Here is a 25,145-nt window from a genome sequence, read left to right as displayed (position 1 = left end):
CAGGATTTGCAAGACAACCCTGTAAACAAAAAAAGCCCGGCGAGTTTGCCGGGCTTTTCACAGGAATGCCAGGAATGAAGAACGGTTATCAGACCCGTTCCCAAACCGTGGCGATGCCCTGCCCCAAACCGATACACATGGTGGAAACACCCAGTGTACCGCCACGGGACTGCATGACGTTCAGCAACGTGGTGGAGATCCGCGCACCGGAACAGCCCAGCGGATGCCCCAGGGCAATCGCACCGCCGTTCAGGTTCACCTTCTCATCCATCACATTCAACAGCTTGAGATCCTTGAGTACCGGCAGTGACTGGCCTGCGAAGGCCTCGTTCAGCTCCCAGAAATCAATGTCCTCAAGCTTCAGACCGGCACGCTTGAGCGCCTTTTTGGTGGCCGGTACCGGGCCATAGCCCATGATGGCCGGATCACAACCGGCGACCGCCATGCTGCGCACCTTGGCGATCGGGGTCAGCCCCAGTGCCTGGGCACGCTCCGCAGACATCACCACCAGCGCTGACGCACCATCGGTGAGCTGGGATGAGGTACCAGCAGTGACCGTACCGTTTTTCGGGTCAAAGGCCGGTTTCAGCTGCGCCAGGGACTCAACTGTGGTCTCCGGCCGGATAGTCTCGTCCTCTTCGATCAGCTTCACGTAGCCATTCTCGTCGTGCCCCTGCACAGGCACGATTTCATCCTTGAAGCGCCCCTCGACCGTGGCTTCATGGGCTAACCGGTGTGAGCGCGCACCAAACTCGTCCTGCTGTTCGCGGGTAATGCCGTGCATCTTGGCCAGCATTTCCGCCGTCAGGCCCATCATATTGGAAGCCTTGGCGGAATACTTGGAGGCCGCCGGGTTGTGGTCGAAGCCGTCGGTCATGGGGATGTGCCCCATGTGCTCGACACCACCGACCACAAACACCTCACCGTTGCCGGTCATGATGGCCTGGGCAGCGGTGTGGATGGCGGTCATGGAAGACCCACACAGGCGGTTGACAGTCTGGGCCGCCGATTCATGGGGAATACGGGTCAGCAGCGACATCTGCCGCGCAATGTTGAACCCCTGCTCCTTGTTCTGGTTCACACAGCCCCAGATTACGTCTTCCACTTCTTTGGGATCCAGCTGGGGGTTGCGGTCAAACAGGGCCTCGACCAGCGTCGCCGACAGGGTTTCCGCACGCACATTGCGGAAACATCCATTCTTGGCACGACCCATCGGAGTCCGCACGCAATCGACGACGACAACGTCTCTCGGATTAAGGCTCATAGATCTTTCTCCGTTCGGAAATCTCGTTCAGGGTTAACCAAAGAATGTTTCGCCATTCTTGGCCATTTCACGCAGCTTGTCGGTCGGGTGGTAAAGCGCCCCGAGATCTGCGTACTTGTCTGCCAGTTCAACGAACTTGTCCACGCCCATATCATCGATATAGCGCAGGGCGCCACCACGGAACGGCGGGAAACCGATGCCGTAGATCAGGCCCATGTCCGCATCCGCCGGGTCCTCGACAATGCCATCTTCCAGGCAGCGGACCGTCTCAAGGCACAGCGGAATCATCATGCGGGCGATGATGTCGTCTTCGTCGAACTCCTTACTACCCTGAACAATCGGCTCCAGCAGTTTGTAGGTCTCTTCATCGACCACCTTCTGCTGTTTGCCTTTTTTATCCAGCTCGTACTTGTAGAAACCAACGTCGTTTTTCTGGCCATAACGATTGTTGTCGAACATCACGTCAATGGCCGTGGTGCCCTCATGCTTCATCCGGTCCGGGAAGCCTTCGGCCATCACTTCGCCGGCGTGCTTGCCGGTATCCATGCCCACCACATCCAGCAGGTAGGCAGGGCCCATGGGCCAGCCAAACTTTTCCATGACCTTGTCGACCTTCTGGAAGTCGGCACCGTCACGAACCAGGCCGATGAAGCCGCCGAAGTACGGGAACAGCACACGGTTCACCAGGAAGCCAGGGCAATCATTAACCACGATCGGGGTTTTGCCCATGGCCTTGGCATAGGCCACGGTAGTGGCAATGGCCCGGTCGGAGGTCTTCTCGCCACGGATCACCTCAACCAGGGGCATCATGTGCACCGGGTTAAAGAAGTGCATGCCGCAGAAATTCTCCGGACGCTTGAGGTTAGCCGCCAGTTTGTCGATGGAGATGGTGGAGGTGTTGGAGGTCAGGATGGTGTCTTCCCGAACCGCCTCTTCGGTCTCACGAAGCACCGCGTCTTTCACCTTCGGATTTTCAACAACCGCTTCAACAACCAAGTCTACGTTCTTGAAATCACCGTAATTCAGCGTCGGCGTAATGCTGTTCAGCACGTCGGCCATCTTGCCGGCGTCCATCTTGCCCTTCTCGACCCGCTTGCTCAGCAGCTTCTTGGCTTCCTTCAGGCCGAGGGCAATACCGTCCTGATTGATGTCTTTCATCAGGATCGGTGTGCCTTTCAGCGCGGACTGATAAGCCACGCCACCGCCCATGATACCGGCACCCAGCACCGCTGCCAGGTTTACCTCAGAGGCTTCTTTCGACCAGGCACCGGCCTTTTTCTTCAGGGCCTGGTCATTCAGGAACAGCCCGACCAGGCACGCTGCGACGTTGGTCTTGGCCATCTTGGCGAAGCCCTTGGCCTCGACTTCAATGGCTTTGTCGCGGGTCATACCGGCATGCTTCTGCATGGCCTTGATGGCTTCGACCGGGGCCGGATAGTTCTTGCCGGCCTTCCCTGCCACGAACCCTTTGGCGGTTTCAAACGCCATCATGCTTTCCATGGCGTTGAGCTTGATCTTGCCTTTCTTCTCTTCGCGACGCGCCTGGTAGTCCAGCTTGCCTTCGTTGCACTGGTTGATGATGGCAACGGCTGATTCCACCAGCTTTTCAACTTCCACCACCGAATCCACGGCACCTACTTTCAGGGCCGCATCGGCGCGGTTTTCGGTGCCGCCGGCAATCCACTCAATGGCATTATCCACACCCACCAGGCGGGACAGACGCACGGTACCGCCAAAGCCCGGGAAGATGCCGAGCTTCACTTCCGGCAAGCCAATCTTGGCCTTGGGGGCCATAACGCGGTAATCGGTTGAAAGCGCCAGCTCAAGACCGCCACCCAGGGCGATGCCATTGATGGCCGTGACAGTGGGAAACGGCAGATCCTCAATGGCACTGAAAATATCATTGGCCTGCTTGGTCTTGGCAATGATGTCCTCTTCCGGACCTGCAAACAGACCGGTAAATTCGGTGATATCAGCACCGACGATGAAACTGTCCTTTGAGCTGGTTACCACCATGCCCTTCAGATCATTCCGGGCTTTAACGGCATCGGTTGCCGCGTGCAACTCTTCGAGAGCAAGTCGGTTAAGCTTGTTGACTGACTCGCCTTGCAAGTCGAAGTTCAACTGGGCAATCCCGCCTTCCATCTCTTTAACCGTGATGGCTTTACCTTCGTAAATCATCAACTGATCTCCAGGTTGTGTTTGGAACTGCCGGCCTTGCCTGCGGAGACTCCGGGCAACGGCTGGGCAGCGAGACTTCGGTCACTGTCCGATCATTCGATCCAAAATTCATACAACTGTTTGAATCGTGATTCACACGATGAGAAAAAAACGAGCGCTTGTCAATTTGTTTCTGCAAGAAATGTACTGATCAAAGTGATGCGACAGACAATTTCTTCAAGCGGCTCTTGAAGCATAGTGGCGCAACGGGGCCAGTCAAAGCCTCTTGCCAGGCTTTTCATTGCGCTTGATCACCGTCAGAATGCAAACAGGCTTTTCCCGGTACCTTGCGGGTACTATCCTAGGATTATTCCAACACACAAAGGAGTTACACAATGTCCACCTATAAAAAGATGCTGGTCGCCATCGACCTGACCGAGGAAGCCCCCCAGGTTCTGGCCAAAGCACGGACCCTGGCCGACTCACAGGACGCCGAATTGATGCTGGTGCACGTTGTGGAACCGGTGGGCTACGCCTATGGCGGGGACATTCCCATGGACCTGAGCGAACTGCAGGACCAGCTGGATAAAGCTGCCCGCGAACAGCTTGGCAAGTACGGTGAAGAGTATGGCATTGAGAAGGTAAACCAGATTGTCACCGTGGGCCGACCGGAGTCCGAGGTGCACAGCCTGGTCAAAGAACATGACGTTGATCTGGTCGTGGTTGGCAGTCATGGCCGTAAAGGCTTCCAGCTTCTGCTGGGCTCCACCGCCAATGGAGTGCTGCACGGCACGGAATGCGACGTACTGGCCGTTCGCATTCACTGAGAACGAGGCCGCCAAGGTCGGCGGCCAATGGCGTGAAGGAGGTGGTCAGGCCACCTCCCCTTTCATTCTTGCCTGCAGTTTTCGAAGCTGGCTTTCCAGTGACACGCTGACACTGGAGGCCATGGAAAAGAAGCTCAACAGCACCTTCAGGTTGCTGTCTCCCCGACACTCAGCATGGATGCGCTGCCACAGCGCCTGGTTCACCAGTTGCAATCGTTTATTTCGCTCCACCAGACCGGTCAGATCCCAGTCCGGTTCGCCAGCATTCCGCTTCGCAAATAATTGCTCCAGCAGGTAGTCACCCACACTGCGCATAACAAACTCATCGCTGTTGGCAAACGGCAGGTGATGCAGCGCCATCGGCTTCAATTCGGCCAACACCGGACAACCGCTCGTGGCCATCTTGAGGCCCAAAAGTGACCGCAGAGCTTCCTCGAGGGTCGTGCTCTTGAAGTAGGAGCGGCGCTCGTCTGTCACCGTCACCTCCACCTTCTGATAGGCGTCCTCGGCCTGAAACTCACGAACCACAGGCAACATCGCGACGGCCGCCGGACAGGTAGCCTCCGGGTTTGCCTTCAGCGGGCAGGTGCTGCATTGGCAATAATCCAGCTTGACCCACGCCGGCGGCGTCAGGCCTGCAGGTAACTGCGCGGGCTCCGAGGTCACCCTGAACTCGGTATCCCGGCCATCCTGAAACCTGAACTGATATTTAATATTCATTGATTTGCCTGTTCCTCCAGCTCCATCCAGCGCTCCATCACCTGCTCAAGGTTTGCCTCGGCCTCTGCCAGCTTTTCAAGCGTGGCCGACACCTCATCCGGCTGCCCGGCATAAAAATCCGGATTGGCGATCGTTTCATGAAGATCGGCCACTTCCTGCTCCAGGGATTCAATCCGGGCTGGCAACTCTTCCAGTTCGCGCTTCAGTTTGTAACTCAGCTTGGCCGGCTTCTTGCCAGCCGATTTTTTACCGCCGTCCTCGCTTTTATCCGACTCGGCGGACGGTTTTTCTTTTATTTTCGAGCCCTTATCCTGCCGATCAACTTTCAGCCCGGACAATTCTGACGGAAAGCGCCCGCCCTGGCGGCGCCAGTCGCTGTAGCCACCAACGTACTCCCGCACCGAGCCGGTGCCATCCAGGAAGATCACATCGGTTACCACGTTATCCAGGAATTCCCGGTCGTGACTGATAATGATCACTGTGCCCTTGAATTCGGCCAGCTGCTCTTCCAGCAATTCCAGCGTTTCAACGTCCAGGTCGTTGGTCGGTTCGTCCAGCACCAGGATGTTGGCCGGTTTGCTGAACAGCTTCGCCAACAGCAGCCGTGCCCTTTCACCACCCGAAAAAACGCTGACTGGAGAACGCGCGCGCTCCGGCGTGAACAGAAACTCCTGGAGATAGCCAAGCACGTGCTTGCTCTGGCCGTTAATCTCGATAAATTCCCTGCCTTCGGCCAGGTTATCCAGAGCATTGCGCTCAAGGTCCAGCTCACCACGCAGCTGATCAAAATAGGCTACCTGCAAGTTGGTACCGAGGCGGATTTTTCCGTCCGTGGGTTGCAGCTCACCGAGCAACAGACGAACCAGCGTGGTTTTCCCGGTGCCGTTTTCGCCTACCAGACCAATTTTGTCACCGCGCAGGACGGTGAGATCCATGCCTTTGATAACCCGGTATCCATCGGGATAGGCAAACCCGGCTCCCTGGGCTTCAGCCACCAGCTTTCCGGATTTCGCCGCTTCCTCCACGGCAAAATTGGCCGTTCCACCCCGCACCCGGCGCTGACGGTGCTCTTCCCGCATGGCCTTCAAGGCTCTGACACGCCCCATATTACGGGTTCGACGCGCCTTGATGCCCTGGCGAATCCAAGCCTCTTCCTGCTTCAGCTTTTTGTCGAAAAGGGCGTTCTGGCGCTCCTCTTCCTCCAGCGCTTTTTCCTTCAACTCAAGGTACTTATCATAACTCGCCGCGAAACTGACCAACTGACCTCGATCAAGCTCAACCACACGAGTCGCCATTCTTCGGATAAACGCCCGGTCGTGACTGACAAACAGCATGGCACCCCGGAACTGGCCGAGGGCCTCCTCCAGCCAGGCAATCGCCGGCACATCAAGATGGTTGGTGGGCTCATCAAGCATGAGAATATCCGGATCGACCACCAGGGCCTTTGCCAATAGCACGCGCCGCTGCCAGCCGCCGGAAAGCCGGTCCAGGGTCTGGTCCGGATCAACACCGTACTGCGCCAGTATCGTGGTGACTTTCTGATCCAGTCGCCAACCGTCCAATGCCTCCAGGCGCTCCTGCACCTTCATCATTCGATCCAGGCTGGCTTCATCGGCTTGTTGAGACAGATGATGGAACTCGGTTAACAGCTGGCCTGTTTCGGGAAAGGCTGAGGAAACCACCTCGTACGCGGTTCGGGTGTCATCCGAGGGTAAGGTTTGAGGCAATACCGACAGTGTTGCCCCCTCGTCCAGCCGGACGGTACCGCCATCGGGAGTTACGTCGCCACTGACAATTTTCAGCAAGGTGGATTTGCCTTCGCCGTTGCGGCCCAACAGGCAGACACGCTCACCGGGCTCAATCACCAGGGAGGCTTCGTTCAACAGAGGGTGCATGCCAAAGGCAAGCGAGACTTTATCCAGAGATAGCAAAGGCACTGTAATCAGGACTCCTGCTCGGAAGTGACAATCAAATCACCCACCGGCATGTGCCCGGCTTATTGGGGCGGCGTACTGACAGCGAATAGCACCAAGGGTGATTCTTCGATAAAAAACAGACGGGAGTATAAACAAAAAAACCCGACACAAGGTCGGGTTTTTTAAATCTGGAGCGGGAAACGAGATTCGAACTCGCGACCCCAACCTTGGCAAGGTTGTGCTCTACCAACTGAGCTATTCCCGCTTTTTGTGTGAGGGCGTTGCCTCTCAACGGGTGCGTATTGTACGGATAACAGACCGCCCGTCAACCGGTTTTTTAAAAAAATATTGCCGCAGTCCTTTCAGGCATCCATTAACGACTATTGGCCATACGAAGACGCACCTTTGAGGTACTCTTCCTCTTCCGGCGTGGACCGCCGCTCCAGAGCGCGATTGCGGTGGGGAAAACGACCAAAACGCGTAATGATACGATGGTGATCACGGGCCGAGGCCAAAAAGCTATTCAGGAAGTCGCCGAGTATGCCGCTGTGGGAGGCCGCCAGTTGCTCGTAACACTCAACTGAGAGATCCTGATCCTTCGATTTCTCGGAATGTTGTAAGGGCATATACAGAAATGCTCTTTGAACCGCCGGTAACGCCTGATCCTGCCCTCGCTCCATGGCCCTTTTACACAGCTTGCAGGCCAATGCATCGTTCTCGAATGCCAAAGCGACACCGCGATAGATGTTACGGGAGAACTGATCCAGCAGCAGGATTTCCGCCAGGGCTCCCCCAGGTTGCTCACGCCAGTGCGCCAGACCCTGCTCCGAGGCGAACAGCACCAGTGAAAGAAACCTCCGACGTATTTCCTGGTCAAAACGACGATCAGAGCGAAACCAACGGTTACGGTGCTCGGCGTCGGGCAGCCCACTCTCATCCAAAGGGCCAAACCAGAAATCCAGAAGTTCCTGCCAATCGAACATTAGACGACTCCTTGATACATTTCAGGATTCATCATCGTACAAACACAAAGCAAACACCACGAATCCAATCACCCTGCACGATAAAGGACGACACCATGCCCGAAGTACATCAAGTCATTCTGCTCGCTCACGGAAGCAGCGATCAACGCTGGTGCGAGACCTTTCAGCGCCTGGCAGAACCCACCCTGAAATCCGTGGAAAACTCTGCTATTGCTTATATGGAGCTGGCAACCCCGTCTCTCCACGACGTGATCGCCAGCGGAAAACAGGCAGGCATGAAGAATTTCACGGTGGTGCCGCTGTTTCTGGCGGCTGGCAGGCATCTGCGCAAAGATGTTCCAGCCATGATTGCAGAGCTCGAAGACCAGCACCAGGTGAGCATTCGGTTGGCCGACCCAATTGGCATGAACCCCAAACTGGGTGACGCCATTAAAGACGTTGTTCAGGAAGAGCTTGAATCAACCCTGGACTGAGCCCCACCAACGTCAATCAGGAGCGAACCATGGAGCATCGAATTCTGATCACCGGCGGCACCGGCTTCATCGGCAAGGAAGTGTGCCGCACACTTAATGACAAGGGGTACCAGTTGACAGTCTTGAGCCGTCAACCCCCGGATACCGTTCGTTCCCTGTGCGGGCGAGTCGATGTCGTCAATCAGCTGGACGAGCTGGACGGGCACAGCGGCTTTGATGGCGTCATTAACCTGGCCGGCGAAGGCATTGCGGAAAAACGCTGGACTGAGACACGAAAAAAAGCTTTGAGAAGTAGTCGTATTGACCTCACCAGAGAGCTGGTAGAGATCGCGCTGAGCTGGGAGAAACAGCCATCGGTTCTGGTTTCCGGTTCTGCGGTGGGCTTTTACGGCGATCAGGGCAGCGAACTGGTAACCGAAAAGACGCCCCCGAAAGATGAGTTCACCCACGAACTGTGCCGTGACTGGGAACAGGCAGCCCTCAATATAGAACCGGAAGGCGTCCGGGTGTGCCTGTCCCGAACCGGACTTGTTGTTGGTCGGGGCGGCGGCTTTCTGCAGCGCATGCTCCCACCCTTTAAGCTTGGGCTGGGAGGTCGGCTTGGGTCCGGGGACCAATTCATGCCCTGGGTGCACAGGGCCGATGTGGTGCGGGGCCTGACCTGGATGCTGGAAACAGAAACGGCTCGCGGGGCCTATAATATGGTGAGCCCGAACCCTGCAACGAACCGAGCTTTTACAGAGACCCTTGCTGATGTGCTTCATCGCCCTGCTGTCTTCCCTGCGCCAGCCCCCGCACTGAAGCTCGCACTGGGGGAAATGGCCAGTTTGTTACTCACCGGTCAGCAGGCGATACCTGAACGGTTGAAAGAGGAAGGCTTTGAGTTCGAGTACCCGGATTTGAAACCGGCACTCGAGGAGAGTGTGGGTCGGTAAATTTTTTTAAAAAAACCGTTGACACCCAAGGGGCTCTTACTTAATATACGCGCCACCTCGACGAGGCAAGCTTTTGAAAACGTTGCGTCCCCTTCGTCTAGTGGCCTAGGACTCCGCCCTTTCACGGCGGCAACAGGGGTTCGAACCCCCTAGGGGACGCCAATTTTCAAAGCAAGGCAGCAAGCACACCCAGTGTCGCTGCCCTCCACGTCGATCACTTCTTGGGTGCTTTCCCATGCTGGTGTTTTTGATCTTTCATGACAAAGATGCCAACTCCCACAAAAAAGCCCAGCATCAATACAACGGTTCCAATACCGGCGATCACTACGACGTCTGTATACATAACAGTTTCTCCTGCTCTTACTAACCTTGATTAATCTCAGGTTACGCCGCTGTCATTTTTCCGGTATTGATCTGCATCAACCTCATTTCACGCTTGCAATAATTGCCATTATTCACGGTTTATAACCGTTGCGTCGTTACAAATAACGCAAGCGACATAAACAGCTGCTATAGTCTCCCAATATTAAACGTCTGTTTTACCCTTTTGCTTGGCGCGGCGGCAATCCAGAGACATGGCAAAATTTTCAATGCCTCAGAGGCGTACCCGGACGACCTCCCCTCTTTCTTTCCGACTTCTGGCCTGGGTGCTGTTATCCAGCTCCGCCTTTACGTTGCTGGCTTCTGGCCTACAGATTCACGCCGACTACCAGAATGACCTGGAAGAGATTCAGCAGCGGCTTGAAAGAATAGAAGCGGGATCGGCCTCCAGCCTGGCGCGCAGCCTGTGGGCCTTGGATGAGCAATCCATCGAAATCCAGCTGAAGGGGATTCTAGGGTTACCTGACATCGACCACCTTAGACTGAAAATCGCCCCGGATTCCGAGCTTGTCATGGGCGAACTGCCCCGGAACGGAGACACTCTCACCTACAGTTTTCCGCTGGTTCATGAAAGCAACAAGGATCTCACGCTCGGCGAACTGACAATAACCGCAAATGTGAACCGGGTTTACACGGAGCTACGCCGGCGTGTCGGTTTTATCATTGGCACCCAGTTCCTCACCGTCTTCATTGTCGCGATCATCAGTCTCTGGATCTTCCGCCATCTTGTAACCCGGCACCTCACCGCCATGGCGGACTATACCCGGGATCTGTCATTACAAAACCTGTCCCAGCCCCTAACTCTCGACCGCCCCAACCGACGCGATGAATTGGGCCTGGTCACCGAAGCCATCAATGAAATGCGCGAGCGGCTCAACGACGACGTTGCCCGGCGGGAGCGGGATGCCACCGAAATCCTGAAACTGTCCAAGGCCATCGAACAGAGCCCCTCCTCAGTGCTGATCTGTGACAAACACTGGCAAATCGAGTACGCCAACCGGAAGTTCGGCCAGCTCACCGGGCATAAACCCAGTGAAATACTGGGCCGGCATCCGTCAACCCTGATCAACCATGACATGAACAGCCACCAGGCCCGCCAATTCTGGCAAACCATCCAGCTACAGGTGCAACGCGTGGGTGTCTGGCAAGGCGAGATCAACAGTGTACGGCGCAATGGGGAACGCTACTGGGAGCAACTGGTCATCACGGCAATCAAGGACGCCAACGGTCAAATCAACGGTTACCTGATCCTTGGCGAGGACATCAGCATACGAAAACGCTATGAGCAGCAACTCTTGCGTCAGGCCAACTACGACATCCTCACCGGCTTGCCAAACCGGATGCTCGCCATGGATCGACTCAAGCTCGCCCTGGCACAGGCACGCCGGGACAAGAGCGAAGTTGGCGTCATGTTCCTGGACCTGGACAACTTCAAGCATATCAATGACACACTTGGCCACGATGCCGGAGACACCCTGTTGGTCGAAGCGTCGCGGCGTGTTTCCAGCTGTCTGCGGGGCGCCAGCACCGTAGCCCGACTGGGAGGGGATGAGTTCCTGGTTATCCTGCCCGGCGTTTCTGACCCGAACGCCCCCTGCCAGGTGGCCGAACGTATCCTGCATACCTTCGCCACGCCTTTTTCATTGGCTGACCAGGAAGTCTTTGTGACCACCAGCATCGGCATTGCCACCTTCCCGACCGACTCGGGTGACAGTGGCACCCTGCTGCGCCATGCTGATGCGGCGATGTATCAGGCCAAACACGCCGGTAAGAGCGCCTACGCACGTTTCACCCCGGATATGACGGAAGTCTCCCACGAGCGCCTTCAGATGGAGTCATTGATGCGTAAAGCGCTTGAGCAGGGTGAATTCGAGCTTTTTTTCCAGCCCATTGTTGATACCACCTCCGGGCGGGTGATGGCAGCCGAAGCCCTGCTGCGCTGGAATAACCCGGTACTGGGGCTGGTGATGCCCGACCGGTTCATTCCTCTGGCCGAGGAGACCGGCTTGATCCTGACCATTGGTGAATGGGTGATTAACGAAGCTCTGCTGGAAGCCGCCCACTGGCGGAGGGAGATCGGGCTTGAGCTGCAGGTTGCCGTCAACGTATCGCCCCGCCAGTTCAGGGACGCCGGGTTCCTCGACAGGATCTCACGGGCACTGGAAGCTGCCAACATGCCGGCCGACACGCTTGAGCTGGAAGTAACAGAGCGCCTGATTCTCGACAACTCAATTGAGACTGCGGACATTCTGAAGCAGCTGGACCAGCGCGGCATTCGTCTGTCAGTGGATGATTTCGGAACCGGCTATTCCGCACTCAGTTACCTGAAAAGCTATCCTTTCAATACCCTGAAGATTGATAAATCGTTTGTGCACGATGTGCTGAAAGAAGCCGAGGATGCTTCGCTGGTTCGTGCCATTATTAACATGGCACACAGCCTTGGCCTGAGAGTGATCGCTGAGGGTGTCGAGGAAGAGGCCCAGAGTCATTTTCTACAGACCGAGGGCTGCGACTGCTCCCAGGGCTTCTTCTATGGCCGCCCGATGTCATCGCAGGCCTTCAGCCACTGGCTACAAACCAATGGCCGGGCCAATAAGGACCGCTTTAACGTTTGACGCTTTTCTGGCGAACCCGCTTACTTCGCCGACCTTTTTTCAGATCGTTGTCCTGTTTCACTTTCTGACGTGGCGTTCGCCGATCCACCTTCTCGGCGAACGGGTTCTCGCTGGCGCGGAACTCGAACCGGATCGGAGAACCCACCACCTTCAAGACCTTCCGGAACGTGTTTTCCAGATAACGTTTATAGGCGCCTGGCAGGGCATCGACCTGATTACCATGAACCACAATCACCGGCGGATTGGAGCCGCCCTGGTGCGCATAACGCAATTTAATACGCCGGCCGCGAACCATCGGTGGTTGATGTTGTGCTACGGCATCCTGCAGCAGGGCTGTGAGCCGGTTGGTCGGCCACTTTGACATGGCCGATTCATAGCAGGCGTGTACCGAATCGTACATCGTACCCACCCCAGTGCCATGCAGCGCAGAGATGTAATACTTGTCGGCGTAGTCCAGGAAATCCAGACGACGCGCAACCTGCTCTTTGACCCGGGCCCGGTCATCCGGGTCCATGCCATCCCATTTGTTAACGGCGATAACCAGCGAACGACCGGCATCCAGCACAAAGCCGATAAGATGCAGGTCCTGCTCCACCAATCCCTGGCGAGCATCAATCACCAGAATCACTACATGGACGTCTTCAATCGCTTTCAGCGTCTTGATGATGGAGAACTTTTCCACCGCCTCATTAACGTTCTTTCGGCGGCGCACACCGGCTGTGTCAATCAGCGTGTATTGCTCACCATGACGCTCGTACGGGATGTAGACACTGTCACGGGTGGTCCCGGGCATGTCATAGACGACAACCCGCTCTTCACCCAGCATGCGGTTAACAAGGGTGGACTTGCCCACATTGGGTCGACCCACAACACCAATACGGATACCCGGATAGCGATCTGCCCGGTCCTCTTCTTCCGGATCGACCGGCTCCGGCAACAATTCCTCAAGCAGCGAACGAATGCCACGGTTGTGGGCTGCCGCAATCAGGAAGTTGGACTCAAAGCCGAGGCTGTAAAACTCCGCTGCGGCCATATCCGGGTCCTGGCCGTCGGTCTTGTTCACTACCAGATGGGCACGCTTGCCGGAACGACGCAGGTGATCGGCGATCATCTCATCACCAGCGGTCAGACCGGCGCGGCCATCCACGAGGAACAGCACGATATCGGCTTCTTCCACGGCCTGCAGCGACTGGCGCGCCATCTCTGCATCGATACCGGCCTCATCACCTGTCAGGCCACCGGTATCGATGACAATAAACTTCTGGCCTTCGTAGTTGCCCTCACCGTATTTGCGATCACGGGTCAGGCCGGGAAAGTCAGCAACCAGCGCATCACGCGAGCGGGTCATCTGGTTAAACAGGGTGGACTTTCCTACATTGGGGCGTCCAACCAGGGCAATTACTGGTGTCATAATGGTTAGTTGTCCTGTTCCAGCTGGAGAACAGCCATGTCTCCGCTGTTTCCGTAAACGAGCAGCTTACCATCCCGCAGCACCTGGACTGGTACGCGGATACCGTCACCATCGAACTTGTCCTGCCCGACCAGTTGCCCGTTTTCAGCTGAAAGCACGTGCAGATAGCCTTCGTAGTCGCCAACAACCAGGTAGTCGCCGGAGACTGCTGGCCGGGTTACCTGGCGCCAGGACAGTTGATCCTGAATCCAGAGTTCCCGACGATCACTGCCCTGCAAGGCGATGACATCACCATTGGCCGAGGCCAGGTAAATATTGCCACCACCAATGGCTGGCGAATAATAGCTGGATGCCGGCCGGCTCCAGATTTCCTGACCGGAGCGGGTCTCAATCAGGGCGAGCTTGCCCTGGTACCCCACCACCATCAGCGCTGAATCGAGAACCAGCGGCTGGCCACCGATATCCACCAGGCGCTCCAGCTCAGTGCGGCCCTGGGGCTGACCAACCTGATACTGCCAGACCGGCTGGCCGGCATCGGCGCTCAGGGCAATCACCCGGCCGTTAGAAAAGGAACCAATGACAATGTCGCCGCCCACCAGTGGCGCTGCGCCCGTGCGCAGAGTCAGGGCCGGAACCTGGGCCTGGTACTGCCAGAGCTGTTCACCGCTACTGGCGTTAAAGCTGATCAGCCGACCATCAATGGTCTGAACCGCCACCAGAGAGCCGTTGGACTGGGGCGCAGCCAGCACTTCAGTGGGCAGCTCGGTACGCCATTGCTCGCTACCATCCTCACGGGACAGAGCAATCAATTCGGCATTGCTGCTAACGACATAAAGTTGGCGGGTATCGGCACCCGGGCCGGCAAAAATGCGATCGTCCAGCTCCCTTTCCCACTGAACATCTCCGTTTTCAGTGGCCACCGACATAACCACGCCATCAGCGGAAGCCGCATAGATGGTGTCACCGGCATAGAGAGGAGCCAATTGCAGGAGTTCGTCATCGTGGCCGTCGCCAACAGAGACGCTCCACAGCTCATCAAACTCAACCGTTTCGGTCACATCCGGCAACGGAGCGGGTTGTTCAACGATCTCCGTGGAACTACAGCCGGCTGTCAGCAGGGTTATGCCAGACAATAACGACAGGCAGGTAACCCGGAACGACGCCTTAAACCGGATCATGCATCACCCCCGACACCCAGGTCGGACAGTTTAAGCTCAAGGACACTGTTGTTTTGCACACCCTGCTCACGGGCGGCAAGATAGGCCTCACGGGCAGCATCGCGGTCGCCCATGGCCAGGCGGATATCACCCCGAAGTTCGGAGAATATCGCATCGAACCCTTCCGCCGTACCGGCTTGATCCAGAGTGGACAAGGCAGCCTGATGATTGCCCGCGGCAAACTGGGCCCGGGCCAGTCGGTTCCGGATTACCAGGCTCAATGCCGGGTAATCGGCGGCTTTCTCGAGAGCCCAGTTAAGGGATTCAGCCGCAGCTTGAGGATCGTTTTGCGCCATCATCTGCTGACGAGCCAATACCAGATTTCCATAAATGGCGTAGGCACTGCTGCTGTATTCGTTGCGCAGGGTTTCCGCTACAAATTCAACGGTTTCCTGGTCATCACCTGCAGAAAAGGCACTCTGCAAGGCGGCAAACTGGTTAGCGGCCTCGGCACGCTGTGAGGCCTGATGGTTCTGCCAGGCCTGCCAGCCGAAGACGATGGCAAGGGCGGCGCCAATACCAATCAGCAGGGAGCCGCCATTCTTTTTCCACCAGTCCTTGATTGCCTGAAGCTGTTCTTCTTCGGTGCGCAACTCAGCCATGTACACTCCTGTCGATTTTTAGAATATTGAGGGTCGCCAACACGGCGTTACACCAGCTTCGCCAACTCACTGGCCAGCTCTGCCTGAGGCACTTCCCGCTGGGGCTGGTCATCACGCAGGGGTTTCAGACCAGCAGTCCCGTTGTTGATTTCATTCTCACCAAGGATAACCGCATAGCGCGCGCCACTGCGGTCCGCCTTTTTCATCTGACTCTTGAAGCTGCCGCCCCCGCAATGACTGACGATCACCCTGCCCGGCAACTGGTCACGAAGTTGCTCGGCCACGGACAGCGCGGGCGCAACAGCAGACTCCCCCATGGCGGTGATGTAAACGTCGGCCTGGTTATTGACGTGCTCGGGCACAAGCTCCAGGGTTTCCAGCAGCAGTATCAGGCGCTCAACGCCCATGGCAAAGCCGACCGCGTCGGTTGGCTTGCCACCCAACTGCTGAACCAGGCCATCGTACCGGCCGCCAGCGCAGATTGTGCCCTGGGCACCCAGACTGTCGGTAATCCACTCGAATACCGTCTTGCCATAGTAATCAAGGCCCCGGACCAATGCCGGATTCACGGTATAGGGCACACCGGCCGCATCCAGCAGTGCCTTTAACTGGGCAAAGTGGGCGCGGGATTCATCGTCGAGGTAGTCGTCCAGCACGGGAGCATCGGTCAGGACCTCTCGAGTACCCGGGTCTTTGCTGTCGAGGATGCGCAGCGGGTTGGTCTCCAGTCGCCGCTGGCTGTCCGCGTCCAGGCGGTCCTTGAATTGCTCAAGGTAGGCCACCAGAGCCTGGCGATACACTTTCCGTGATTCACTGGTACCGATGGAGTTGATTTCCAGGCGGGCATGTCCCTGCAGGCCCAGGGCGGACCACAGGCGCGCGGTCAGGATCAGCAACTCGGCATCAACATCAGGCCCGGCCATGCCAAAGCATTCCACACCAATCTGGTGGAACTGGCGATAACGGCCTTTTTGGGGGCGTTCATGGCGAAACATCGGGCCGGTGTACCAGAGACGACGCGTCTGGTTGAACAAAAGGCCATGCTCCTCCGCTGCACGCACGCAGCCAGCGGTACCTTCCGGGCGCAGGGTGAGACTGTCACCGTTGCGATCCTCAAAGGTATACATCTCCTTCTCGACGATGTCGGTAACCTCGCCGATGGAGCGTTTGAACAGCTCTGTTTGCTCAACAACGGGCATACGGATTTCCTGATACCCGTATTGGCCCAGAACCTGTCTTACTGTCGACTCAACATACTGCCAGACCGGTGTCTGGTCCGGGAGAATGTCGTTCATCCCCCGGATCGCCTTGATTTTTGCCAAGTTAAAACCCTGATTTACTGAGTGGTTCAAAGTGTGGGGACGTTAATCTGTGGAACGTGCGATGACCGCCTCTTCCTGCTCTTTGCGCTTGGCAACCTGTTCACGGATCAAGCGTTCGAGGTCATCGGTCAGAGTGGCGTTTTCCAGCTTCTGGTTGGGCTTACCATCCAGGTAGAGCAGGTTCCTTGGGCTACCACCGGTCAGCCCCAGGTCCGCCACTTTTGCTTCCCCGGGTCCGTTCACGATGCAGCCAATGATCGCCACATCCATGGAGGTGTTAACGTCTTCGAGCCGCTCTTCCAGATCGTTCATGGTCTGGATCACATCGAAGTTCTGGCGCGAGCAGCTCGGGCAGGCAATAAAGTTGATGCCCCGGCTACGTAACCGCAGGCTCTTGAGGATATCGAAGCCCACCTTGATTTCCTGTACCGGGTCGGCCGCCAGGGATACACGAATGGTGTCGCCAATGCCGTCCATCAGCAGCATTCCCAGGCCAATTGAGGACTTCACGGTACCAGAGCGGAAACCGCCGGCCTCGGTGATGCCCAGATGCAGCGGTTGCTCGATTTGCGAGGCAATCTGTCGGTAGGCATCAACCGTCATGAACACATCCGAGGCTTTCAGGCTGACCTTGAAATCCTGGAAGTCATGCTGGTCGAGAATGTCGATATGACGCATGGCTGATTCCACCAGCGCCTCTGCGGTAGGCTCGCCGTATTTGCGCTGCAGGCTTTTCTCGAGGGAGCCTGCATTGACTCCGATGCGGATGGGAATGCCCCGGTCCCGGGCGGCGCTAATGACGGCACTGACGCGATCGTCGCGACCAATATTGCCAGGATTGATGCGCAGGCAATCAACGCCCAGCTCTGCCACCCGAAGGGCAATCTTGTAGTCAAAATGGATGTCTGCAACCAGGGGCAGGGATACCTGTTCGCGAATCCTGCCAAAGGCTTCGGCGGCATCCATGGAGGGCACGGAAACACGAACAATGTCCGCCCCGGCCTCCTGAATAGCACGGATCTGGGCAACCGTGGCATCGACATCGCAGGTATTGGTGTTGGTCATGCTCTGAACGGCAATCGGCGCACCGCCACCAATGGGCACATCACCCACCATGATCTGGCGGGATTCACGTCTCTTTATCGGAGATTCATGTTTCATGAGAAGCAACCAACAATCTGTTCGGGCATTCTGAATCAGGGCTCAAGCGTGAACTGGGCCCTGTTGTTTACGACACGGAAGCTGCCAAGGTCCACCGCTTCCCCCTGAAATTCCAGGGAGGCCACCGCACTCATGGCTCCTACGATAACATCTAGAGGGGCGGAACCTGCCACGTCGAGAACATCACCTTGTGAATACAGCGAGCTGGTCAATCGGTTGCCATCCGCATCGGTGACCTGGACCCAGCAGGCATCGCTGAAGCTCATCCGCAATGTGGCTTCATCTGTCACTGCGGGCTCACCGAGTTCTTGGGGTTCTTGCTCAGTAACCTGGGCTGACTCAGTTGTTTCGATCGCTTCAGGCTGCGCCGAAACATCAGTAACGTTTTCGACTGAGGCTGTCTCCACGCTCGCTTCTGCAGCGCTTTCAGTCGGAGCCTGAGCCGCCTCTTCGGTAGCCTGTTCCACCGGATCGTGAATCACATCGGTTGCACCGTCGTCGACGCCCTGCACATCAACAGCCTCATCAACTTCAGGCGTCGCGTCGGACTCCGACTGTGCACTGGAAGACTCACTGGTTTGTTCAAGACTCTGATCCACCGGTTCTTCCTGCGCAGCAAGACTATCGCCCTCAGTACTTTCAGATACCGTGCTGGGCGAAAAACCCGGCAACCGGCGACCGCCATCGGCCATCCAGGTTGTAATACCAAACCCGATACCAACCAGCACGACAAGAACAACCACGGCACGGGCTATCCGTCGTTTCCGGCTTTTTTTCCGCTGAATATCAACCAGGGGGTCGGCTTCGTGCTGGCGTTCACGTTCTTTCCTCAGCGGCTCCAGCTCAGCATCCAGGTCACGGATGATAGCGTCGGCGTCCAGTTCAACCTGCTTCGCGTAAGCCCGTACGTAACCTTTGAGGAATAGTTCCGTGTCGACTTTACTGTAATCACCATCCTCGATGGCCTGGATCACAGACGTTCGAAGGTGCTGTTGGTCGGCGATTGCCGAAACATCCAGCCCCAGTTTTTCCCGGGCACGCCGAAGTTGATATCCGACAGGTTCGGCTGATCTTTTGGGTTGTTCCTCACTGCTCATTGGCAATCAGAACCTTGTATTGTTGATATTCGAGAGAGTCGGGATATTCGTTTTTCAACATCAGGGCCATACTGGCTTCCTGATCCTCGTCATTATAATGCCGAGCGATTTTTATACCCGTCAGTAGACTTTCCGGCGAATGCGAATGCCGGGTGCTGCCACGCATCACACGCAGGAGCCGACCATAGAATCGGGAGGCAGCTGAATAGTCGCCCTCTTCCACGAGCACCCGGGACAACGCCAGCAATGATCGGGGTTCACCCCGGGTCAGCTCAACCGAACGTCGGTACGCTTTTACAGCCGCTTCGGTGTTGCCCAATCGCTCTTCTGTCATGCCGAGGTTAAAGAAGATACTACCACGATCTTCGTATTCCACATCCCTGGACGCCACACTGAATTGATCCCTGGCCGCCTGGAAGCGTCGCTGCGAATACAGGTAGGCACCGTAGTATGTGCGACCACGGGTGTAGTCGTCATCAGCTCTCAGCGCCTGACGAAAACTGTTTTCAGCGAGGTCTGCCTCGCCCCGGCTGCTATAGACCAGCCCTTGGGCTGCCAGTGCAGGCGCGTAGTCATCATCGATTTCAAAGGCCCGGTCAAGATGATGCTCGGCCCGCTCCAGATTACCCTGACCGATATAGGCCGTGGCCAGCTTGACATAATTCGCCAGCGCTTTGTCTCTGTCGGCTTCACGCGCAAATGGGCTGTCGGTCGTCGTCACACAGGCAGACAACATCATCCCCACCACAAGTAAAACGCCGACCAGTTTCATGGAACCTTCCTTTGCCATTAAAGAGAATCTTGTCCAGCTTAGCACTGCCCTGAACTCAAGGCGCAACCTGTTGCACAGAAATATGTCGCTGACTTCTTCGCGTGCGGTCCTCAACGCGCCCCACAAGCTGGCCACAAGCTGCATCAATATCGTCGCCCCGGGTAGTCCGGATGGTGGTCACGTAGCCAGCCTCATTCATTACCTTCTGGAAGCGGCGGGTGGCATTCATGCTCGGGCGCTTGAAATTGCTTTCCGGGAACGGGTTGAAGGGAATCAGGTTGATTTTGCAGGGCAGGTCCCTAAGCAGCACCGCAAGCTCCCGCGCGTGTTCCGGCTGGTCATTCACACCTTCAATGACGGTGTATTCAATGGTCGCCTTGCGCTTATCCGGCAAGCGGGACATATACCGCTTGGTGGCTGCCAACAACTCCGCAATCGGGTACTTTTTATTCAGCGGTACCAATTGGTTACGGAGCTCATCATTGGGCGCATGGAGAGAGATGGCCAGTGACACATCGGTAACATCACTCAGGCGATCCAGCGCCGGCACAACCCCCGAGGTACTGACCGTCACCCGACGCTTGGAGATACCGTAAGCCAGGTCCTCCATCATCAGGTTCATGGCATCCACCACGTTATCGAAGTTCATCAGCGGCTCGCCCATGCCCATCATCACCACGTTGGTGATGGGCCGGTCCGGGCCTGGCTCGAACGGCATGAACGCCTTGCGGGCCACCCATACCTGGCCAATGATTTCGGCCGCCGTCAGGTTGCGATTAAATCCACGCTTGCCAGTTGAGCAAAAGGTGCAATCCAGGGTACAGCCGATCTGGGAGGACACGCATAGCGTACCCCGCTCGCCATCGGGAATCAGCACGGTTTCAACGCTGTTGCCATTGTCCATGCGCATGACCCATTTGCGGGTCCCGTCTTTGGAGGTTTCATCGTAGATCACCTCCGGGCCGCGGATTTCAGCGACCTGCTTGAGCTTTTCCCGCAGGGCCTTGCTCATATTGGTCATTTGATCGAAGTCATCGACGCCTCGCTGGTGGATCCACTGAAGGATCTGCTGGGCGCGAAAGCGCTTCTCGCCGATTTCCTCGAAAAACGCCTCAAGCTTGGCTTTGGGCATCCCCAGGAAGTTGGTTTTTTCGGCAGGGGCAGTCATGACATAACCTCGATCAGATAACCAATACGGAGGTGGCAGAACGCCACCTCCGAAACAACAGCATTAGCCGCGCGGGCAGATTTCGCTGTCGTTGAAGAAATAAGCGATTTCGCGCTCGGCAGATTCGGCGGAATCAGAACCGTGAACGGCGTTCGCGTCGATGGTGGAAGCAAAGTCAGCACGGATGGTGCCAGCTTCGGCTTCTTTCGGGTTGGTGGCACCCATCAGGTCACGGTTTTTCAGGATGGCACCTTCACCTTCCAGAACCTGAACCACAACTGGGCCGGAGGTCATGAACGCTACCAGGTCGTTAAAGAACGGGCGTTCCTTGTGCTCGGCGTAAAAACCTTCAGCCTGCTCCTGAGTCAGGTGCATCATTTTGGCAGCGACGATGTTCAGGTCGGCTTTTTCAAAACGGCTCAGGATTTCGCCAATTACGTTTTTGGCGACAGCATCGGGTTTGATAATGGAGAGCGTGCGCTCGTTTGCCATGGTATTGCTCCAATTAATGGGTGTTAGAAAATCCGAAGGGGGATTATACGCGGTAAGGTTACAACTGCCTACCGTAGCGAGCGAAGCCTCTGTACTACGCTGATGACCTGCTCACACGCAAAATCCACCTCTTCAGCAGTGGTAAAACGACCCAGGGAGAAGCGAAGCGCACGATGCGCCAGCTCATCGCTGAGGCCAATGCCACGCAGGACATAAGAAGGTTCGGTCGCTGCCGACGCACAGGCTGACCCGGACGATACGGCCAGATGCCGGAGACCAAGCATGAGGGACTCAGCTTCGACACCCTCAAAAGACAAATTGACAATGCCGGGCACGCAATGTTCCCGACTACCGTTGAAGTGCACCCCTTCCAGGGACTGCAGACCTTTCAGGAACCGCTCCCGCAACTGGCGCAAACGCCCCATTTCTTCTTCAAGCTGGTCACCGGCTAACTGAAACGCCTTCCCCATGCCAGCGACCTGGTGCGTAGGCAGTGTTCCAGACCGCATCCCCCTCTCATGGCCGCCCCCGTGAATCTGGGCCTCCAGACGGACTTCCGGTGCACGCCGCACATACAGTGCCCCCACGCCTTTGGGTCCATATAGCTTGTGAGCGGAAAGGGACAGCAGATCTACCTTGAGGGTATTCACATCAACCGGCATCTTACCCACCGCCTGAGCTGCATCCACATGCAACAGTACGCCGCGCTCCCGCAGCATTTCACCGATCGCTGCAATATCCGTCACGCAACCCAGCTCGTTATTGACCAGCATAAGGCTGACCAGCACCGTGTTGTCTCGCAACGCCTCAAAAACCGCCGACGGCCGTACTCGACCATCAGGCTCCGGCTCCAGCCAGGTAACCTCCACCCCTTTTTCTTCCAACCAGTGACAGGTATCCACCACTGCCTTGTGCTCGATGGTGGAGGTAACAATGTGCGAACCAGGAGTCCTCAAGGCCACGCCTTTGATCGCAAGGTTGTCCGACTCGGTGGCACCGGAGGTCCAGACAATTTCCCGGGGATCAGCGTGTATCAGGTCAGCCACCTGACGACGGGCGGACTCGACCGCCGCCTCCGCCTGCCAGCCATAGCCGTGAGTTCTTGAAGCGGGGTTGCCGAACACTCCGTCCAGAGTCAGATACTTCATCATTTCGTCGGCAACGAGAGGGTCAACGGGCGTGGTGGCCGCGTAATCCAGATAGACGGGCTTCTTCATGATGTCTGTCAGTAGAGATATAGGTTAGGTTACAAGGCTGACGCCTGGTCGGTCAGCCGGCGGGTGTTGATCGCCTCCGACTGCTTGTGATTCTGCCGCTCAGCCACATGCTGGATTTCACGCTTGCGCATCAAATCACCAAGGCTGATTTCGCTCAGAAAGTTGTGAATACGATCACTGAGATCCGACCAGAGATGATGAGTCAAACACTTCTCACCATTCTGGCAATCCCCCTTATTACCACAGCGCGTGGTATCCAGCGATTCGCTGACGGCATCCACCACTTCCGCGATGAATACTTCGTCGGCTGAGCGGCTAAGCCGATAGCCCCCACCGGGCCCACGGACACTGACAACCAGGTGTTGGCGGCGCAAACGGGAAAAAAGTTGCTCAAGATAGGAAAGGGAAATTTCCTGGCGCGATGAAATATCTGCGAGACTCACCGGCCCTTCAGCACCATGAAGGGCCAGGTCAAGCATCGCGGTCACCGCATAACGGCCTTTTGTGGTCAGCTTCATAAGCTCAGCCCCGGCAATAGGAACCTATCCAGAAATTCTGATCGAGTATGAATTGACCTACCAAAACAGTCAAGTATTCAGCCCTTGGGCTGTTCCTTGGACGGCTCACTGTCATCGCTACCGCTTTCATCGCGAACGCAATCGAATGCCTCGTCCTGCAGCGGCGGCAAATCACCGTTCTGATACTCGCTGTTCACCTTGCGCAGCGCCTGGCACATGTTCTCAATGCGATCGTCCACGGCGTGCATATGATCCAGCAATGCCCGCATGGAACGCGCCACCGGGTCTGGCATTTCCTCGGTAACACCATAGGCATCGAAGCCCATGCGCTTTTCCATTTCCTTGCGCCGAGCCTCATCCTCTGACGGACGTTTCTTGACAATGGCACGGCCGGGAATACCCACCACGGTGGCACCCGCTGGCACCGCTTTGGTAACCACAGAGTTGGACCCCACCTTGGCGCCCTCACCTACTTCAAATGGCCCAAGGATTTTGGCACCAGCGCCTACAACAACGCCATTACCAATGGTTGGATGACGCTTACCTTTGTTCCAGCTGGTGCCCCCCAGAGTAACGCCCTGGTAGAGCGTGACATCATCGCCAATGACCGTGGTTTCACCAATCACCACGCCCATACCGTGGTCGATAAAGAAACGACGACCAATGGTCGCACCCGGATGAATCTCAATGCCGGTCAGCCAGCGCGCCAGCGTGGAAATGGTTCTGGCCAGCCACTTCAGCCCCAGATTCCATAACCAGTGAGCGAACCGGTGAAACAACAGGGCGTGCAAGCCCGGATAGTTGGTCAGCACCTCAAAGGTATTACGGGCTGCCGGGTCCCGATGAAAAACGCTGTTAATGTCTTCCCGTAAACGCTCAAGCATTGTCTTTTTCCTGGCCTTCATCTGTGGACTGGGCCACAGTGGATTTGTCTTGGGTGTCAGCCTGCGGCCCACCGACGGCTTTCTGTACCGAGGTCAGAATACCCCGCAGGATATTGATTTCCATCTGATCCAGGTGAGCCCTTTGAAACAGGCGCCTCAGCCGGGTCATCAACTGGCGCGGATTGTCACGACGATGGAACTCGACCTGCCGCAAAACCTGCTCCAGATGGCCAAAGAAGCCCTCCACCTCGCGCACATTTGCCGGAGGTACATCCCAACCACTATCGCCGGGGCTTACCATGGCTTCAAGGTAAGGGCTGGATTCGCTCTCTTCAAGGCTTCGCAGATAATGCATCCGCAATTCGTAGCACAGCACCTGCACCGCCATCGACAGGTTCAGCGAGCTGTAATCCGGATTGGACGGAATATGGATGTGGTAATGACAACGCTGCAATTCGTCGTTGGACAAGCCATTATTTTCCCGACCGAACACAAGCGCCACCTGTCCCTCTGTGCTGTACTGTGCCGCCGTGGCCGCTGCCTGCGGCGGCGCCATAACCGGCCAAGGCACTTTCCGGCCTCGAGCACTGGTGCCCATAACCAGAGCGCAGTCAGCCAGCGCCTCTTCCAGTGAGCCTACTACCTGGGCCCGGTCCAGCACGTCCGCAGCACCCGACGCACGCGCATAGGAGGCTTCATCCGGGAAAGAGACCGGGTTAACAAGCCAGAGATTGGCCAGCCCCATGTTCTTCATGGCGCGAGCCACTGCGCCGATGTTGCCGGAGTGGGAGGTTTCCACCAGTACGATCCGTATCTGATCATTAAAGGTGTCGGTGCCAGCCTGGGGCAACGCGTGCTTATGCATGAATACGGGTGCCTGTGCTTAGGATATTGAAATAAGCGCAAATGATAGCAGAAACATCGGGCGGTCCGCTCTCCGAAGAACCCACAACGGCTGAATATCAGATCCTGCTCGGCGAAAACCATACAAGCGGTGCCAACTTTTGATA

Annotated in this window: 23 protein-coding genes and 2 tRNA genes; 5 read left to right on the top strand and 20 right to left on the bottom strand. The window is 56.7% G+C overall.

Going from position 1 to position 25,145, the window contains the following annotated elements; genetic code table 11:
* Positions 1-88: 88 nt before the first annotated feature.
* Together fadA and fadB are read right to left on the bottom strand one after the other, a co-directional pair.
* A complete protein-coding gene (fadA, locus tag BY454_RS05380) occupies positions 89-1,264 on the bottom strand; it encodes an acetyl-CoA C-acyltransferase FadA (protein ID WP_104415703.1) in 1,176 nt (391 codons plus the stop codon).
* 33 nt (positions 1,265-1,297) lie between these two features.
* Positions 1,298-3,445, bottom strand: a complete 2,148-nt coding sequence (gene fadB, locus BY454_RS05375; RefSeq protein ID WP_104415704.1) for a fatty acid oxidation complex subunit alpha FadB — start codon at positions 3,443-3,445, stop codon at positions 1,298-1,300.
* A 374-nt stretch (positions 3,446-3,819) separates the two neighbouring features.
* On the opposite strand from fadB, the gene BY454_RS05370 reads away from it, so the two are divergent.
* On the top strand, positions 3,820-4,251 hold the full coding sequence (locus tag BY454_RS05370; protein WP_104415705.1) for a universal stress protein: 432 nt from the start codon (positions 3,820-3,822) through the stop codon (positions 4,249-4,251).
* 45 nt (positions 4,252-4,296) lie between these two features.
* Here BY454_RS05370 and BY454_RS05365 read toward each other — a convergent pair whose 3' ends face one another.
* The 4 genes from BY454_RS05365 to BY454_RS05350 all read right to left on the bottom strand — a co-directional run bounded on the left by BY454_RS05365 (position 4,297) and on the right by BY454_RS05350 (position 7,870).
* Positions 4,297-4,971, bottom strand: a complete 675-nt coding sequence (locus tag BY454_RS05365) for a DUF6901 family protein (protein ID WP_104415706.1) — start codon at positions 4,969-4,971, stop codon at positions 4,297-4,299.
* Entirely contained in the window at positions 4,968-6,908 is a 1,941-nt protein-coding gene (locus tag BY454_RS05360) for an ATP-binding cassette domain-containing protein (RefSeq protein ID WP_104415707.1), read from the bottom strand. Before BY454_RS05360 ends, BY454_RS05365 begins: the two co-directional genes overlap by 4 nt.
* Positions 6,909-7,076: 168 nt before the next feature.
* Positions 7,077-7,152: transfer RNA gene (locus BY454_RS05355), tRNA-Gly, on the bottom strand.
* Between the two features lie 115 nt (positions 7,153-7,267).
* Positions 7,268-7,870 (bottom strand): DUF924 family protein, encoded by a 603-nt coding sequence (locus tag BY454_RS05350; protein WP_104415708.1) that lies wholly within the window; start codon positions 7,868-7,870, stop codon positions 7,268-7,270.
* A 95-nt stretch (positions 7,871-7,965) separates the two neighbouring features.
* Between BY454_RS05350 and BY454_RS05345 the strand changes: the two genes are divergently transcribed.
* The 3 genes from BY454_RS05345 (at position 7,966) to BY454_RS05335 (ending at position 9,440) form a co-directional block, all read left to right on the top strand.
* Positions 7,966-8,343, top strand: coding sequence for a sirohydrochlorin chelatase (locus BY454_RS05345; protein ID WP_104415709.1), 378 nt, complete (start codon positions 7,966-7,968; stop codon positions 8,341-8,343).
* 29 nt (positions 8,344-8,372) lie between these two features.
* Positions 8,373-9,278, top strand: coding sequence for a TIGR01777 family oxidoreductase (locus BY454_RS05340; RefSeq protein WP_104415710.1), 906 nt, complete (start codon positions 8,373-8,375; stop codon positions 9,276-9,278).
* Between the two features lie 86 nt (positions 9,279-9,364).
* Positions 9,365-9,440, top strand: a tRNA-Glu gene (locus BY454_RS05335).
* A 52-nt stretch (positions 9,441-9,492) separates the two neighbouring features.
* On the opposite strand, the gene ccoM is transcribed toward BY454_RS05335, so the two are convergent.
* Entirely contained in the window at positions 9,493-9,621 is a 129-nt protein-coding gene (ccoM, locus tag BY454_RS17010) for a cytochrome c oxidase subunit CcoM (RefSeq protein WP_258075570.1), read from the bottom strand.
* A 232-nt stretch (positions 9,622-9,853) separates the two neighbouring features.
* Here ccoM and BY454_RS05330 point away from each other — a divergent pair, with 232 nt between their 5' ends.
* Positions 9,854-12,274 carry a bifunctional diguanylate cyclase/phosphodiesterase gene (locus BY454_RS05330; RefSeq protein ID WP_104415711.1) on the top strand — a complete coding sequence of 807 codons (2,421 nt, stop codon included), beginning with the start codon at positions 9,854-9,856 and terminating at the stop codon, positions 12,272-12,274.
* Here the strand turns inward: BY454_RS05330 and der are convergent.
* The 13 genes from der to trmJ form a co-directional block, all read right to left on the bottom strand.
* A complete protein-coding gene (gene der / locus BY454_RS05325; protein WP_104425544.1) occupies positions 12,264-13,685 on the bottom strand; it encodes a ribosome biogenesis GTPase Der in 1,422 nt (473 codons plus the stop codon). The genes BY454_RS05330 and der overlap by 11 nt on opposite strands.
* Positions 13,686-13,690: 5 nt before the next feature.
* Positions 13,691-14,863, bottom strand: a complete 1,173-nt coding sequence (bamB, locus tag BY454_RS05320) for an outer membrane protein assembly factor BamB (protein WP_104415713.1) — start codon at positions 14,861-14,863, stop codon at positions 13,691-13,693.
* Entirely contained in the window at positions 14,860-15,504 is a 645-nt protein-coding gene (locus BY454_RS05315) for a YfgM family protein (protein ID WP_104415714.1), read from the bottom strand. Before BY454_RS05315 ends, bamB begins: the two co-directional genes overlap by 4 nt.
* A gap of 47 nt (positions 15,505-15,551) precedes the next feature.
* The gene (gene hisS / locus BY454_RS05310) at positions 15,552-16,799 is read right to left on the bottom strand and encodes a histidine--tRNA ligase (RefSeq protein ID WP_219820605.1); all 1,248 of its coding nucleotides are present in this window, start codon (positions 16,797-16,799) and stop codon (positions 15,552-15,554) included.
* Positions 16,800-16,868: 69 nt separating this feature from the next.
* A complete protein-coding gene (ispG, locus tag BY454_RS05305) occupies positions 16,869-17,987 on the bottom strand; it encodes a flavodoxin-dependent (E)-4-hydroxy-3-methylbut-2-enyl-diphosphate synthase (protein ID WP_104415716.1) in 1,119 nt (372 codons plus the stop codon).
* A gap of 35 nt (positions 17,988-18,022) precedes the next feature.
* Positions 18,023-19,084 (bottom strand): RodZ domain-containing protein, encoded by a 1,062-nt coding sequence (locus BY454_RS05300; RefSeq protein ID WP_104415717.1) that lies wholly within the window; start codon positions 19,082-19,084, stop codon positions 18,023-18,025.
* The gene (gene pilW, locus BY454_RS05295; RefSeq protein WP_258075567.1) at positions 19,074-19,856 is read right to left on the bottom strand and encodes a type IV pilus biogenesis/stability protein PilW; all 783 of its coding nucleotides are present in this window, start codon (positions 19,854-19,856) and stop codon (positions 19,074-19,076) included. The genes BY454_RS05300 and pilW overlap by 11 nt, the downstream gene beginning before the upstream one ends.
* A gap of 55 nt (positions 19,857-19,911) precedes the next feature.
* Complete coding sequence (gene rlmN, locus BY454_RS05290; RefSeq protein ID WP_104415718.1) at positions 19,912-21,024, bottom strand: 23S rRNA (adenine(2503)-C(2))-methyltransferase RlmN; 1,113 nt, start codon at positions 21,022-21,024, stop codon at positions 19,912-19,914.
* A gap of 63 nt (positions 21,025-21,087) precedes the next feature.
* Positions 21,088-21,516, bottom strand: coding sequence for a nucleoside-diphosphate kinase (gene ndk / locus BY454_RS05285; protein ID WP_104415719.1), 429 nt, complete (start codon positions 21,514-21,516; stop codon positions 21,088-21,090).
* Positions 21,517-21,584: 68 nt separating this feature from the next.
* Positions 21,585-22,733 (bottom strand): IscS subfamily cysteine desulfurase, encoded by a 1,149-nt coding sequence (locus BY454_RS05280; protein ID WP_104415720.1) that lies wholly within the window; start codon positions 22,731-22,733, stop codon positions 21,585-21,587.
* 29 nt (positions 22,734-22,762) lie between these two features.
* Positions 22,763-23,251 (bottom strand): Fe-S cluster assembly transcriptional regulator IscR, encoded by a 489-nt coding sequence (gene iscR / locus BY454_RS05275; RefSeq protein ID WP_104415721.1) that lies wholly within the window; start codon positions 23,249-23,251, stop codon positions 22,763-22,765.
* Between the two features lie 77 nt (positions 23,252-23,328).
* On the bottom strand, positions 23,329-24,135 hold the full coding sequence (gene cysE / locus BY454_RS05270; RefSeq protein WP_104415722.1) for a serine O-acetyltransferase: 807 nt from the start codon (positions 24,133-24,135) through the stop codon (positions 23,329-23,331).
* Positions 24,128-25,000 carry a tRNA (cytosine(32)/uridine(32)-2'-O)-methyltransferase TrmJ gene (trmJ, locus tag BY454_RS05265; RefSeq protein WP_104415723.1) on the bottom strand — a complete coding sequence of 291 codons (873 nt, stop codon included), beginning with the start codon at positions 24,998-25,000 and terminating at the stop codon, positions 24,128-24,130. The genes cysE and trmJ overlap by 8 nt, the downstream gene beginning before the upstream one ends.
* Positions 25,001-25,145 lie beyond the last annotated feature (145 nt).

Origin of the sequence: Marinobacter persicus, from assembly GCF_002934325.1 — a bacterium.
GTDB classification, from domain to species: Bacteria; Pseudomonadota; Gammaproteobacteria; order Pseudomonadales; family Oleiphilaceae; genus Marinobacter; species Marinobacter persicus_A.
The sequence above is the reverse complement of the archived record's forward strand: the minus strand, read 5'-3'. Positions and strand labels throughout refer to the sequence as shown.